Below are 13,577 nucleotides of genomic sequence, written 5' to 3' on the forward strand. Positions count from 1 at the left end.
CGAGTCGCATATGCAACCGGAAGAACCCGAGCAACCGGAGCAGCCTGAGCCCGAAGCGGTCCGGCAGCGGTTCGCGCGGGAGGCGCGTGCCGAGCGGCCGGATCTGGCCGCGCTCTGTCTGCTGATCGGCGCGGAGGCGGATCCGTCGCTGGGCGAGGCCGGCCTCGACGAGGCGCAGGTCGAGCTGGACCGGCTGGCCGGGCTGCTGCCCTTCGGGCTCCGCGAGCCGCGCGCCTGGGCCGCCGCGCTCACCGAACTGCTGGGCGCGCGCTGCGGATTCCTCGGCACCGCGTCGGACTACCAGCGGCTGGAGTCCTCGCTGCTGCCCGAGGTGCTGCGGCGCAGGCGCGGACTGCCGATCCTGCTGTCCGTGATCTGGATCGAGGTCGCACGCCGGGCGGGCGCGCCGGTGTACGGCGTGGCCCTGCCCGGCCATTTCGTGGTCGGCTTCGGCGACCCGGCGCAGCGGATCCTCGCGGATCCGTTCGCGGGCGGCAGGCTGCTGACGGGGTCGGAGGCCGAACTGCTGGTCACGAGCGCGACGGGCGAGCCGGCCACTCCCCCGGACTTCGCCCCGGCCGATCCGCTCGACATCGTCCTGCGGATCCTGAACAACATCCGCGCCTGGTCGGCGGCGCGCCTGGAGCGCACCGATGTGGCCCTGTGGGCGGTCGAACTCTCCCTGCTGCTGCCCACGCATCCGGCACGGCTGCGTTACGACCGGGCCCAGTTGCTCGTGCGGCGCGGGCAGTACCTGGCGGGGGCGGCGGAGATGGACGAGTACGCGCGTGTGGTGGAAGCCGTCGAGCCGTCCACGGCGGAGGCCATCCGCCGCAAGGCGCGCGCGGCCCGCGCGATGCTCAACTGACTTGTCGCGGAGGCGCGGAGGGTCGCGCGCGATGCCCGACTGACCTGCCGCGGACACACGCAAGGCCCCCGCCCGTGGACCGGGACGCTGTCGGTATCCGCCAACAGCGTCCGCCGATCCGGGCGGGGGCCTTCGCCGAGCCGGTGCGCGGCTGCTCAGCTGGGCTGCTCAGCTGGGGTCGAGAGCGATCACCTGGGTGCGCTCCGCGGGGGTCTTGCCGAGCAGCGCCTTCTGGAGCGCCTGCGTCACGTCGTCGGTGGAGACGGGGTGCTGCTGGCCGTCGCCCTTGGTGATGGTGATCCCGTCGAAGACGCCGTCGAGCAGTTCGGTGACGGCCTTCTTGTCGTAGACCTCCACCAGCTTCCCGTCGATCGCCTTCATGGAGAGGATCTTCGGCAGGGAGAGGGCGGGCCCGAACTGGATCTGCTTGTCACCGGCCTTGATGGTGACCAGACCGGACATCGCGGGCTCGGCGAACTCCTTCATCGCCCGGTCGAGTTCGGCCTGGCTTATGGTCGGCTGCCGGGTGGTGACGGGCAGTTGGACGGTGTTCGGCTTGCCCGTCTGCACCTGCGCGCGGTACGCGTCACGCACCGCGACCATCGACTGGCCGACGTCCAGCGCCTTCCCCACCTTGCCGGGGACGGCGACGGCCTTGTTGGGCTCGAACTTGATCGTGCCCTCGCTGGCCGAGCCGGAGACGCCCGCCAGGTCGGTGAGCGCGACGCTCAGCTTCTCCTGGTCGACGGGGATCACCGGGTCGACGATCCGGGCCTGGCCGAAGAGCGAGCCGATCACCGAGACGGGGTTGTAGTCGCTGCCCGCCGCGTCGCGGACGGTCGCCTGGCTGTCCAGGCTGAGTCCGGCGTTCTCCGGAGCCAGTTCCTCCGTCTTGCCGCCGATGCTGAGCCTCAGCGGGGTGGCGGCCCGCTCGCCGAGCACGCTGTCGAGTTTGTTGACGGCCTGATCACGGGTGCCGCCGCCGATGTCGACGCCGAGGACCGTAGAACCCTTGGGCACGTCGGAGTGGTTCATGAGCAGGCCCGCGCCGTAGAAACCACCGGCCACCACGACGACGGCGGCGGCGAGCAGGACACGCTTGGAACGGCCCTTCTTGGCGGGCGGTGCCGTAGCCGCGGGGCGTACGGGGGACGGTCCCGCCGAGGGAGTGACGCGCGGGGTCCCCGGGAGGCCCGCGAAATCCGGCGACGAGAAGTCCGGGCCCGGCCCGGAGGACTGACCGGGGATCTGGCCGTGCGCGAGCGGGGAGGGACGGGAGGTGAGGTCGGGGCGCGGGCCGCCGCCCTGCGGGCCCGTGCCGGGCCTGCCGCCCGGTGTGCCGCCGCCCGGCGTGCCCTGGCCGGGGAAGGGGGTGCGGTGGTCCGGCGGGACCACGGGGATGCCGCTGGTCAGCGTGTCGCCGGAGACATGGCCCGGGGGTTCGGGCGCGGGTGTCTGGGGCGTCAGTTCGGCGGTGTCGTCGGACAACCGCGGCGCACCGGCCCCGCCCCGGGCGCCCGGACCGTCCTGGCCGGGACCGCTCTGGCCGGGGATGCCGTGCCTGCCGGTATCGCTCTGACCAGGAACGCTCCGGCCCGGACCGCTCGGGTCCTGTGCGTCGGGGCCCGTCCCGTGCAGGGCGCTCAGGGCCGACGTCGGCGCGCCGCCCAGGGACGAGCCGCCCGCCGACGGGCTGCCCAGCGGCGAACTGCCGGGGGCCGGGCCCGTCGTGGGTCCGCTCGGCCCGTCGCCGCTTCCCGGGGGACGGGTGCCGAAGGGCGCGTCGGCGTAGTACGGGGTCTCGGGACGTCCGTCGTCCGCGGGGCGCGGTTCCGGCGTGGCCGGGGGGCCCGACACGGCGGCCGCGCCGGCCCCCATACCGGCGCCCGCTCCGGTGGCCGGTCCCGAGGGCTTGCGGGGTGCGAACCAGTCGCTGGCGGGCGGCTTGCTCCCGGCCGGCTTCTCGTCCGCCGCGCCCGGTCCCCGGCCGTCGGCCGGTTCCCTGGGCGCCTCGGGGCGCGGGGTGGCGCCCGTACGCTCGCCCTTCGGGGCGCCCGGGACTCCCCGGCCGTCGATGGGGTCGCTCTCGCCCATGGGCGTACGCATCACGACGGGCGGGATCGGCCGCGAGCCCGGGATGTTGATCCGGATGCGGGTGGTCAGCGTGGTCTCGGTTCTCGGCTCGTCCCGTGGTGCTACGGCTTCTGGCTCCTCCGGAGCGTCCTGCTGGGGATGCAGCGACGGATACTCGTGTGATCCGTACGGCGGTGTCCCTGAGGGGTAAGCGGCTCCGCCGCGGCCCAGGGGCCCGGAGGACGAACTGTCGGTTTCACGACTCAAGGCAGGATCTCCCGGTTGGCTCCGCCGCCCGTTCTTACTGGTACTCAACTGTTCAGGTCCCTCATGCCGGAGGCGAGGGGACGGCCCGGAGCGCGCACCACCATACTGTCCTGCGCCGTCGGACTCCTGACGGCCGTATGAAGGGTTCGCTCGGGCGCCCGTACGGACATGGTCAATTCAGCAGCAGCCGGGCACGTCACTTGCCGAGCCGCCCGGACTTCGCGTCCGGTTGCGGCAACCGCGACATGGTGGCACACATCACAGCGATCAGTGTCCCGCCGAACAGGTACAGGAGCGGGCCCGCTCCCGCCGCGAGGACACCGTCGCCTTCGGCCCGGCCCATGCTGAGCAGGATGACAGCCGCCAGCCAGCCGAGTGCGGGCGCCCCCACTCCCACCTGGGTCCCGGTGAGCCGCAGCCCGCCGAAGAAGAGCCCGGTCGTGGCGAACAGCGCCAGCAGCAACCCTCCGGGGAACAGGCCGCCCTGGACCAGCGCGCCCGCGGTGCCCACCACCGCCCCGAGCAGGATCAGACCCACATAGGTGACGATTCTGACGGGTTTGGGGGTGTCCGCGAGCCAGCCGCCCGCGTCCTGCCGCGGGGCGCTCACGCGCTCACTCCGGCGAAGAGGTCGTTCTCGCGTTCGCCGGGGGGCGCGCCCGACTCACCGTGCGCCAATTGGTAGTACTCGGTGGCGAAGATCGGCTGCCCGAGGTCGTTGGAGAGCGCGAAGAAAGGTCCGTCCACGGCGATCTGGGTGGCGTGGGCGCGCATCGCAGCCGTTTTGCGGGCCGCGTACGCCGTGCCGTCGACCGCCGCGGTGATCTCCGTGTCGTCCACCACGCCGGGAACGTCGCCGAGCGCCGCGACACCGGGGAAGCCGGCTCCGGCCGCGCGCAGCCGGGCGAACCCCTCTTCGGCGACCGAGCGCGGTACGCGATTCCAGTAGATCTTGCCGATCGCGAACGGTTCACCGAGGTCGGGGCGGTAGCCGTCCCGCCCCGCGAGCACGGCCGCGCGCATGGCGACGCGGTGGGCCTGGATGTGGTCCGGGTGCCCGTATCCGCCGTCGGCGTCGTACGTGACGAGCACCTGCGGGCGTACCTCGCGGATCACCTCGACGAGATGCGCGGCGGCCTCCTCGACGTCCGTGTCCCAGAAGGCGCCCGGCCGGTGGTTCTGGTCGAGGCCCATCATCCCGGAGTCCCGGAATCTGCCGGGGCCGCCGAGGAAGCGGTGGTCGGTGACGCCCAGCTCCCGCATGGCGTCGGCCAGTTCACCGACGCGGTGTTCACCGAGACGGTCGTCCCGGTCGGCCGCGAGGTGGGCGAGGTCCGGTGGAATGACCTCGCCCTCCTCGCCGAGGGTGCAGGTCACCAGGGTGACCCGGGCGCCCTCTGCCACGTACTTGGCCATCGTGGCGCCGTTGTTGATCGACTCGTCGTCAGGGTGCGCGTGCACCAGCAGCAGACGCCGAGCGGCTAGGTCCGTCATGGGAACAGCCTACGAGGCCGCGCCCCCGGTCAGAATTTGATGCCGCCGACCATCCCCGCCACGTTGGAGGTCAGGTCCCTGATCGTGGGCGCGATCGTGGAGCTGGCGAGGTAGAAGCCGAGCAGCATGCAGACCACCGCGTGTCCTGTTTTCAGCCCGGATTTCCGGACCAGCAGGAAGACGACGATCGCCAGCAGCACCACCGCCGAAATCGAGAGTGCCACGGCGGTTCACCTCCATAAATATTCGGTCGGAAAGACGCAGCCTGCATGTGCCGGGAGATTCATACCCACCAAGCGCTACGGATCATAACTATCTGTTCCGACGCATCGGTCGGTGCACGGCAGCACATGGGGGCGCACGACCGCTAGGTTCGGTCGTATGACCTTGAGGCAGCAGCTCTCCTTTCCGCGTCAGTTCGCCAGGACCCAGCGGTTCTCACTCGGCGTCCCCCGCGCGTTCACGGTGTCGCCCGACGGCGCGCGGGTGGTGTTCCTGCGTTCGGCCTCCGGTACGGACCGGGTCAACCGCCTCTGGTCGCTGGACCTGGACGGGACCGCCGGGGGCGGCGGCGAGCGGGTCGTGGCGGACCCCGGAGTACTGCTGGGCGGTGCGAACGAGAAGCTGTCGGCGGAGGAGCGCGCCAGACGTGAGCGAAGTCGTGAGGGTGCGGGGGGAATCGTCGGCTACGCGGTTGACGGCGCGGTCGAACAGGCCGCCTTCGGGCTGTCGGGACGGCTGTTCACGGTGGGCCTGCGCGGCGGCCCGGTGCGCGAACTGCCCGTCCCGGGACCGGTGCTCGACCCGCGCCCTTCACCGGACGGCCGGCACATCGCGTACGTGACCCGGGGCGCGCTGCGCGTCGTCGGTACGGACGGCGAGGGCGACCGCGAGCTGGCGGGGCCCGAGCACGGCGACATCACGTACGGCATGGCGGAATTCATCGCGGCCGAGGAGATGGCCCGCTCACGGGGCTTCTGGTGGTCTCCCGGGTCGGACCGCCTGCTGGTCGCGCGCGCCGACACCGCACGGGTGCGCCGGTGGTGGATCTCCGACCCCGCGCATCCGGACCGGGAGCCGGTCCAGGTCGCGTACCCGGCGGCGGGCACGCCCAACGCCGAGGTGCGGCTCTGCGTGATGGACCTGGCCGGTTCGCGTACGGAGGTGGAGTGGGACCGGGACCGGTACCCGTATCTGGCCCGGGTCCACTGGTCGGCCGCGGGCGCCCCGCTGCTGCTCGTACAGACCCGCGACCAGACGAGCCAGCTCTACCTGGCGGTGGACCCCGGCACCGGGGCGACCAGGACCGTGCACCACGACGAGGACCCGCAGTGGCTGGAGTTGTTCGCCGGCCTGCCCGCCTGGGCGCCGGACGGGCGTCTGGTGCGGGTCGCGGACGAAGGGGGAGCACGTGTCCTGATGGTCGGCGACCGGCCGCTGACAGGTGCGCAGTTGCACGTGCGTACGGTGCTGGACATCGGCGAGGACGACATTCTCCTCTCGGCGTCCGCCGGCGAGGAGGCCGCCGGGCCGGAGACCGGCGAGGTCCATGTGTACCGGGTCAACGAGCTGGGAGTGGAACGGTTCTCCGCGGGACCGGGCGTGCACACAGCCGTACGGGCGGGCCGCGTGACCGTGCTCGCGTCGTCCGGGCCCACGTCTCCCGGCGTCTCCGTACAAGTGCTGCGGGACGGTGAACCACTGGCCACGATCGCCTCGCACGCCGAGCTGCCGACGCTCACGGCGAAGGTACGGCTGACCGAAGCGGGCGCGCGGCGGATTCCGTGCGCCGTGCTGCTCCCGACCGGCTACCAGGAATCGGATGGTCCGCTTCCCGTGCTGCTGGACCCCTACGGCGGACCGCACGGCCAGCGCGTCCTGGCCGCGCACAACCCGCATCTGACGTCACAGTGGTTCGCCGACCAGGGGTTCGCGGTGCTCGTCGCCGACGGCCGGGGCTCCCGGGGCCGTTCGCCCGCCTGGGAGAAGGCGGTCAAGGGCAATCTGCTGCTCACCCTGGACGACCAGATCGAGGCGTTGCACGACCTCGCGCACCGCTTCCCCTTCGACCTCGGACGGGTGGCGATCCGCGGCTGGTCGTACGGCGGCTACCTCGCCGGTCTCGCGGCCCTGCGCCGCCCCGACGTCTTCCACGCGGCGATCGCCGGTGCACCGGTCAGCGACCTGCGGATGTACGACACGCATTACCAGGAGCGCTACCTGGGCACCCCGGAGGCGGAACCCGAGGCGTACGCCGTCAACTCGCTGGTGACGGACGACGGGCTGTCCGCCCCGGAGAACCCGGCACGGCCCATGATGATCATCCACGGTCTGGCGGACGACAACGTGGTGGTGGCGCACAGCCTGCGACTCTCCTCGGCCCTGCTCTCCGCGGGCCGTCCGCACGAGGTGCTGCCGCTGACGGGCGTGACGCACATGACGCCGCAGGAGCAGATCGCGGAGAACCTGCTGCTGCTCCAGGTGGACTTCCTCAAGCGGTCCCTGGGGATGGCCTGACGGGCCACCGGCGGCCGGGCACCTGACGGCCGCCGGCGGCCGGTGTCGCCGTCCGCTGCCGCCGGCCGGTGTCGCCGTACCCCGCCGCCCTCCGCAGGGCAGCACAAGAGACCGGCCGGGACTGCTGGAGTCCCGGCCGGTCCACGGCACCCGCACGGCCGTACGCGGTCCAGCGTGACGTGTTCACATATCGGTGTCGCGTCCGCCAAGTTGCCTGCGTGTTAACGATTTTGTGGGTATTCAGAGGGGTTTGCCCCCCGGGTCGGGGCCGTCGTCGTCTCGCTCGTCCTCCGGCCCTTCTCCCGTCCCGGAGCCCGGCGCCTCGTCCGTTCCGCCCGTACGGAAGCCCGGCCCCTCGTCCGTTCCGTCCGTCCCGAAGCCCGGTCCGCCGCCCGTTCCGCCCGTACGGAAGTCCGTATTGACGTCCGAGACACGTCTCGGACCGCCCTCCGGCGGCACGATGGTCTTCTCCTCCGCGAAATGACAGGCCGACGGGTGCGCCGCCGGGCCCTCCTGGTCGCGGAAGACCGCCGGAACCGCCAGCAGCGGCACCTCCAGCGCGCACCGCTCCTGCGCCTTCCAGCAGCGGGTGCGGAAGCGGCAGCCCGACGGCGGATTCGCCGGGGACGGCACGTCACCGGTGAGGATGATCCGCTCCCGGCGGTCGCGGGCCGAGGGGTCGGGCAGGGGTACGGCGGACAGCAGCGCCTGCGTGTACGGATGCGTCGGGTGGTCGTAGATCTGCTCGTCGGTGCCGATCTCGACGATGCGCCCCAGGTACATCACGCCCACGCGGTTGGAGATGTGCCGCACGATCGACAGGTCGTGCGCGATGAAGATGTACGACAGGTCGAACTCCGCCTGCAACCGCTCCATCAGGTTGATGACCTGCGCCTGGACGGACACGTCGAGGGCCGAGACCGGTTCGTCCGCGACGATGATCTCGGGGTTGAGCGCGAGCCCGCGCGCGATGCCGATGCGCTGGCGCTGACCGCCGGAGAACTGGTGCGGATAGCGGTTGATGTACTCCGGGTTCAGACCCACCACGTCCAGCAGGTCCCGCACCTTGCGCCGCCGGTCGCCCTTCGGCGCCACCTCGGGATGGATCTCGAACGGCTCCCCGATGATGTCGCCGACCGTCATCCGCGGGTTGAGCGAGGTGTACGGGTCCTGGAACACCATCTGGATGTTCCTGCGCACCGCCTTCAGCGCGCGTCCCGACAGCTTGGTGACGTCCTCGCCCTTGTAGCGGATCTGGCCGCCGGTCGGCCGCTCCAGGTTGACCATCATCTTCGCCACGGTCGACTTGCCGCAGCCCGACTCCCCCACGATGCCGAGCGTCTCGCCCGCGGCCAGCTCGAAGGAGACCCCGTCGACCGCCTTCACGGAACCGACCTGTCGCCTGATCAGGATTCCCTGGGTCAGCGGGAAGTGCTTGACCAGGTCCCGCACCTCCAGAATGGCCTCAGCCATGGAGCGTCTCCTTCCAGAAGTAGCAGGCGCTCCGCCGGGTTTCCGACACCTCGAAGAGCGGCGGAACGTCCGTTCTGCAGATGTCCTGGGCCAGCGGGCAGCGGGGGTTGAAGGCGCAGCCGGGCGGGATGTGCAGCAGGTTGGGCGGCAGGCCCTTGATCGCGTACAGCTCCCGGCCCTTCTGGTCCAGGCGCGGGATCGAGTCCAGCAGGCCACGGGTGTACGGGTGGGCGGGCGCCTGGTAGATGTCGTGGACCGGCGCGGTCTCCACGATGCGTCCCGCGTACATCACCGCGATCTTGTCGGCGACGTCCGCGACGACACCGAGGTCGTGGGTGATCAGGATCAGTCCCATGTTCAGCTCGCGCTGGAGGTCGGCGAGCAGTTCCATCACCTGTGCCTGGACGGTCACGTCCAGCGCGGTCGTCGGTTCGTCGGCGATGATCAGCGAGGGTTCGAGCGCCAGCGCCATCGCGATCATGATGCGCTGGCGCATACCGCCGGAGAACTGGTGCGGGTAGTCCCCCACCCGTTCCTTGGCCGCCGGGATCCTGACCCGTTCCATCAGCTCGATGGACTTCGCTTTGGCCGCCTTCCGCGACATCCCGCGGTGCACGGTGAACATCTCGCCGAGCTGGTCGCCCACGCTCAGCACGGGGTTGAGCGAGGAGAGCGCGTCCTGGAAGATCATCGCCATCTCGGCGCCCCTGATCTTCCGCCGTTCGTCCTCCTTGAGCTTGAGCAGGTCCCGCCCCTTGAAGAGGACTTCACCACCCGCGATCCGGCCGGGCGGTACGTCGAGGATTCCCATGATCGCCTGGGCGGTGACGGACTTGCCGGAACCCGACTCGCCCAGGACGGCGAGGGTTTCGCCCGCGTCGACCGAGTAACTGACCCCGTTGACGGCCTTGGCGACCCCGTCGCGGGTGTGGAAGTCGACCTGCAGATCGCGCACGTCCAGCAGCATGGGAACGCAACTCCTCAGCGCAGCTTGGGGTCGAGGGCGTCGCGCACCGCGTCGCCGAGCATGATGAACGCGAGCACCGTGACCGCCAGCGCGCCGGCCGGCCAGAGCAGCATGTGCGGGGCGTTGCGGATGTAGGGGGAGGCCGCGGAGATGTCGATGCCCCAGGACACGGTGGGCGGTTTGAGGCCCACGCCGAGGTACGAGAGGGTCGCCTCCAGCGAGATGTACGTACCGAGCGCGATCGTCGACACGACGATCACCGGCGCGATGGCGTTGGGCATGATGTGCCGCAGCAGCATCCGTGAATTGGACGCGCCGAGGGCGCGCGCCGCCTCGACGAAGTCGTTCTGCTTGATGGTGATGACGGAACCGCGGGCGATCCTGGAGAGCTGCGGCCAGCCGAGGAGCACCATGAAGCCGATCACCGGCCAGACGGTGGCGCTGGTCACCACGGACAGCAGGACGAGCCCGCCCAGGACGACGGGGATGCCGAAGAAGATGTCGGTGAGACGGGACAGCAGCGCGTCCCAGACCCCGCCGTAGAACCCGGCGAGCCCGCCGAGGACCGACCCGAGGATGGAGACGCCGAGCGTGGCGCAGACGCCGACGGTGACCGAGGCGCGCGCCCCGTACACCGTCCGCGTGTAGACGTCGCAGCCCTGGCCGTTGAATCCGAAGGGGTGGCCGGGCTGGGAGCCTTCCTGGGCCTTGGCGAGGTCGCAGCTGAGCGGGTTCTGGGTGGTGATGGCCTGCGGCCAGATCGCGATGAACACCAGGAAGAGGATGATCAGCGAGGAGACGATGAAGACCGGGTTGCGGCGCAGGTCGCGCCAGGCGTCCGACCAGAGGCTGCGCGGTGCGTTGCCGGGGCCGCTGCCGTCGGGGCCGTCGGGCCCCTCCAGGCTCATCCCCTCGCTCATGGCGAGGTCCGCGCCACCGCCCGCGCCGGTCGGGGCGATGGATCCGCCCGCGCCGGCCGGGGTGGAGGATCCCTCTGGGCCGTCGGGCTGGGGATTCAGTGGCTCAGGCATACCGGATCCTCGGGTCGAGAACGGCGTACAGAAGGTCGACCAGCAGGTTCGCGACCAGGAACACGAGAACGAGCACGGTCACGAAGCCGACGACGGTCTGGGTGTTCTGGCGCAGGATGCCCTGGTAGAGCTGGAAGCCGACGCCGTGGATGTTGAAGATGCGCTCGGTGACGATCGCCCCGCCCATCAGCCCGCCGATGTCCGTACCGATGAAAGTGACCACCGGGATCAGCGAGTTGCGCAGCAGGTGCCGCATGATCACGCGCCGCCTCGGCAGCCCCTTGGCGGTGGCGGTGCGCACGTAGTCGGAGCGCGCGTTCTCCGCGATGGAGGTACGGGCCAGCCGGGTCACGTACGCCAGCGACGTGGACGCGAGCACCAGCCCCGGCACGATCAGCTGGTCGATCGGCGCCCCGGAGGAGACCGACGGCTCGATGATGTTCCACTTCACCCCGAGCAGCAGTTGCACGAGCAGACCGGTGACGAAGGTCGGTACGGAGATGACCACCAGCGTCAGCAGCAGGACACCGGTGTCGACCGGGCGGCCGCGGCGCAGCCCGGTGATCACGCCGAGGGCGATCCCGATGATGATCTCGAAGACGATCGCCACGATGGTCAGCCGGATGGTGATCGGGAAGGCCGTGCCCATCAGGTCGATGACCTTCTGGCCGTTGAACGCGGTACCGAAGTCGCCGGTGAAGACGTGTCCCATATAGGTCGCGTACTGCTGCCACACGGGCTTGTCGAGGCCGAACTGCGAGCGCAGCTGGGCCTCCGTCGCCGGGTCGCACGTCTTGTCGCCGCACAGGCCCGCGATGGGGTCGCCCATGACATTGACCATCAGGAAGATCAGCAGCGTGGCGCCGATGAAGACCGGGATCATCTGCAGCAGACGCCGGATCACATAACGTCCCATGAAGGGCTCCGGGGGTCGTGGGTGCGGGGAGACGGCTGACGGCCCGGCGCGTGCCGCGCACCGGGCCGTCTGCCGTCCGGCGTCAGCTGACCTTGATCTCGTTGTAGACGGGGACGCTGAACGGGTTCAGCGCGACGTGCGAGATCTTGTCCGAGTAGCCGGCGCTGCCGTTCTGGTACCAGAGCGGGATGGCGGCCATCTGGTCCCGTACGACCCCTTCGGCCTGCTGGAACAGCGTGATCGCCTTGGCGGTGTCGGTCTCGGCGTTCGCCTGGTTGAGGAGCTTGTCGAACTGCGGGCTGGAGAACTTGCCGTCGTTCGAGGAGGCGTCGGTGTAGTACAGCGGCTGGAGGAAGTTCTGGATCAGCGGGTAGTCCATCTGCCAGCCGGCCCGGAAGGGCCCGGTCATCTTGTGCTGGCCGATCTGGTTGCGGAAGTCCGCGAAGGTGCCGACGGGCGCGCCGACGCACGTCTTGTCGTTGCCCATGACGTTGTTGATGCTGTTGCAGACGGCGTCGACCCATTCCTTGTGCGAGCCGGTGTCCGCGTTGTACGAGATCGTCATGCGACCGCCGGGGATGCCGCCGCCGGCCATGATCATCTTCTTCGCCCCGGCGGGGTCGTAGTCGCAGGACTTCCCGCACAGCCCCGCCTTGTAGCCGCCGGCGGTACCGAGGACCGGTGAGGTCCAGTCGGTGGCGGGGGTGCGGGTGTTCTGGAAGATGGTCTTGGTGATCTGCTTGCGGTTGATCGCCATGGAGAGACCGGTGCGCAGCTTGGCGGAGTTCGGGCCGTTCCACTTCTTGTCGTAGAAGGGGAACGCGAGGGTCTGGATGATGCCGGCCGGGGTGTTGATGTAGCGCCCGTTGAGGTCCGACTTCACGTTCTTGAGCTGCGCGGCCGGTACGTCGTCGACCAGGTCGAGGTTGCCCGCGGTCAGGTCCGTGTAGGCCGTGTTGTTGTCGGTGTAGACCCTGAGGTCCACGCCTCCGTTCTGGGCCTTGTCCGTGCCCGGGTACTTCTTCCAGGTCCGCAGCGACATCTGGGAGCCCTTGGCGTAGTTCTGGATCGTGTAAGGGCCGTTGCCGACGGGCTTGGAGAGCCACGCGGAGTGGTTGGTGAAGAACGCCTGGGGCAGCGGGGCGAAGGCCACGTACCCGAGGGTGTCCGGCCAGGTGGAGAACGGCGCCGACAGCCGGACGGTGAAGGTCATGGGTCCGGTGACCTTGAGCCCGGAGAGGGTCGTGGCGGTGGCCTTGCCGGTGTCCGGGTGGACCTTGTCGAAGCCGTCGATCTGCCGGAAGAAAGACGCGTTCTTCTGGTTGTTCTTCAGGTCCGCGCCGTAGTTCCAGGCGTCCACGAAGGACTTCGCGGTGACCTTCTCGCCGTTGCTGAAGGTCCAGCCGTCCACGACAGTGATGGTGAACGTCTTCGAGTCCTTGGTGACGATGCTCTTGGCGAGGACGTTCTCGGCCTTGGCGGTCTTGGGGTTGTACCGCTTCAGCCCCCGGAAGATCAGGTCGAGGACCTTTCCGCCCTGCACCTCGTTGGTGTTCGCCGGCTCCAGCGGGTTCTGCGGATCACCCCAGGAGGCGCTGACGACCCCGCCGCCGTTGCCTCCGCCGCCGCCACCACCGCCACTGCTGCTCCCCCCGCCACAGGCCGTCGCGGCCAGGGCCACGGCCACCGCGCATACGGCCCACTTGGCGTTTGTGGCTCCACGCATGGAGTGCCTCCTCAGGGTGCTTGTCGTGCGTAAACCTCAATATCGACCGATAGGAGGGAGAACGCATGTTTGTGCCAGCCATCCGAGTAACGGACCAGCACCGAACCCTCCGGGCACAGGCATAACCGGGCGCGAGCGAACGACTATCGAACACATTGACCAGATGATCCCGATAGTTCGCGAACATCCCCTGAAAAGCGCCACGTCGAGGCAAAGACGGTCCCAGTCGATCGCCATGCACAGGT

General features: G+C 70.1%; 11 protein-coding genes. 2 read left to right on the forward strand and 9 right to left on the reverse strand.

The window, feature by feature from the left end:
- The first annotated feature begins 10 nt into the window (after nucleotides 1–10).
- On the forward strand, nucleotides 11–868 hold the full coding sequence (locus tag ACIP6N_RS07210; RefSeq protein WP_401813593.1) for a tetratricopeptide repeat protein: 858 nt from the start codon (nucleotides 11–13) through the stop codon (nucleotides 866–868).
- A gap of 168 nt (nucleotides 869–1,036) precedes the next feature.
- Here the strand turns inward: ACIP6N_RS07210 and ACIP6N_RS07215 are convergent, their stop codons facing one another.
- The 4 genes from ACIP6N_RS07215 to ACIP6N_RS07230 form a co-directional block, all read right to left on the reverse strand.
- The gene (locus tag ACIP6N_RS07215) at nucleotides 1,037–3,208 is read right to left on the reverse strand and encodes a hypothetical protein (RefSeq protein WP_401813594.1); all 2,172 of its coding nucleotides are present in this window, start codon (nucleotides 3,206–3,208) and stop codon (nucleotides 1,037–1,039) included.
- A 196-nt stretch (nucleotides 3,209–3,404) separates the two neighbouring features.
- On the reverse strand, nucleotides 3,405–3,818 hold the full coding sequence (locus ACIP6N_RS07220; protein WP_401813595.1) for a DUF6113 family protein: 414 nt from the start codon (nucleotides 3,816–3,818) through the stop codon (nucleotides 3,405–3,407).
- Complete coding sequence (gene mshB / locus ACIP6N_RS07225) at nucleotides 3,815–4,702, reverse strand: N-acetyl-1-D-myo-inositol-2-amino-2-deoxy-alpha-D-glucopyranoside deacetylase (RefSeq protein ID WP_401813596.1); 888 nt, start codon at nucleotides 4,700–4,702, stop codon at nucleotides 3,815–3,817. Before mshB ends, ACIP6N_RS07220 begins: the two co-directional genes overlap by 4 nt.
- Nucleotides 4,703–4,731: 29 nt before the next feature.
- Entirely contained in the window at nucleotides 4,732–4,926 is a 195-nt protein-coding gene (locus ACIP6N_RS07230; protein WP_401813598.1) for a hypothetical protein, read from the reverse strand.
- 157 nt (nucleotides 4,927–5,083) lie between these two features.
- On the opposite strand from ACIP6N_RS07230, the gene ACIP6N_RS07235 reads away from it, so the two are divergent.
- Entirely contained in the window at nucleotides 5,084–7,219 is a 2,136-nt protein-coding gene (locus ACIP6N_RS07235; RefSeq protein ID WP_401813599.1) for a prolyl oligopeptidase family serine peptidase, read from the forward strand.
- Nucleotides 7,220–7,459: 240 nt separating this feature from the next.
- Here the strand turns inward: ACIP6N_RS07235 and ACIP6N_RS07240 are convergent, their stop codons facing one another.
- From ACIP6N_RS07240 to ACIP6N_RS07260, 5 genes are all read right to left on the reverse strand, one after another.
- Nucleotides 7,460–8,692: an ABC transporter ATP-binding protein gene (locus ACIP6N_RS07240; RefSeq protein WP_401813600.1), complete on the reverse strand. Its 1,233-nt coding sequence runs from the start codon at nucleotides 8,690–8,692 to the stop codon at nucleotides 7,460–7,462.
- Complete coding sequence (locus ACIP6N_RS07245) at nucleotides 8,685–9,659, reverse strand: ABC transporter ATP-binding protein (protein ID WP_401813602.1); 975 nt, start codon at nucleotides 9,657–9,659, stop codon at nucleotides 8,685–8,687. The genes ACIP6N_RS07240 and ACIP6N_RS07245 overlap by 8 nt, the downstream gene beginning before the upstream one ends.
- A gap of 14 nt (nucleotides 9,660–9,673) precedes the next feature.
- Nucleotides 9,674–10,690 (reverse strand): ABC transporter permease, encoded by a 1,017-nt coding sequence (locus tag ACIP6N_RS07250; RefSeq protein ID WP_401813604.1) that lies wholly within the window; start codon nucleotides 10,688–10,690, stop codon nucleotides 9,674–9,676.
- The gene (locus tag ACIP6N_RS07255) at nucleotides 10,683–11,606 is read right to left on the reverse strand and encodes an ABC transporter permease (RefSeq protein WP_401813606.1); all 924 of its coding nucleotides are present in this window, start codon (nucleotides 11,604–11,606) and stop codon (nucleotides 10,683–10,685) included. Before ACIP6N_RS07255 ends, ACIP6N_RS07250 begins: the two co-directional genes overlap by 8 nt.
- A gap of 82 nt (nucleotides 11,607–11,688) precedes the next feature.
- Nucleotides 11,689–13,332 (reverse strand): ABC transporter substrate-binding protein, encoded by a 1,644-nt coding sequence (locus tag ACIP6N_RS07260; RefSeq protein ID WP_401813608.1) that lies wholly within the window; start codon nucleotides 13,330–13,332, stop codon nucleotides 11,689–11,691.
- Between the last annotated feature and the right edge of the window lie 245 nt (nucleotides 13,333–13,577).

Origin of the sequence: Streptomyces sp. NPDC088725, assembly GCF_044751305.1 — a bacterium.
Taxonomy (GTDB): domain Bacteria; phylum Actinomycetota; class Actinomycetes; order Streptomycetales; family Streptomycetaceae; genus Streptomyces.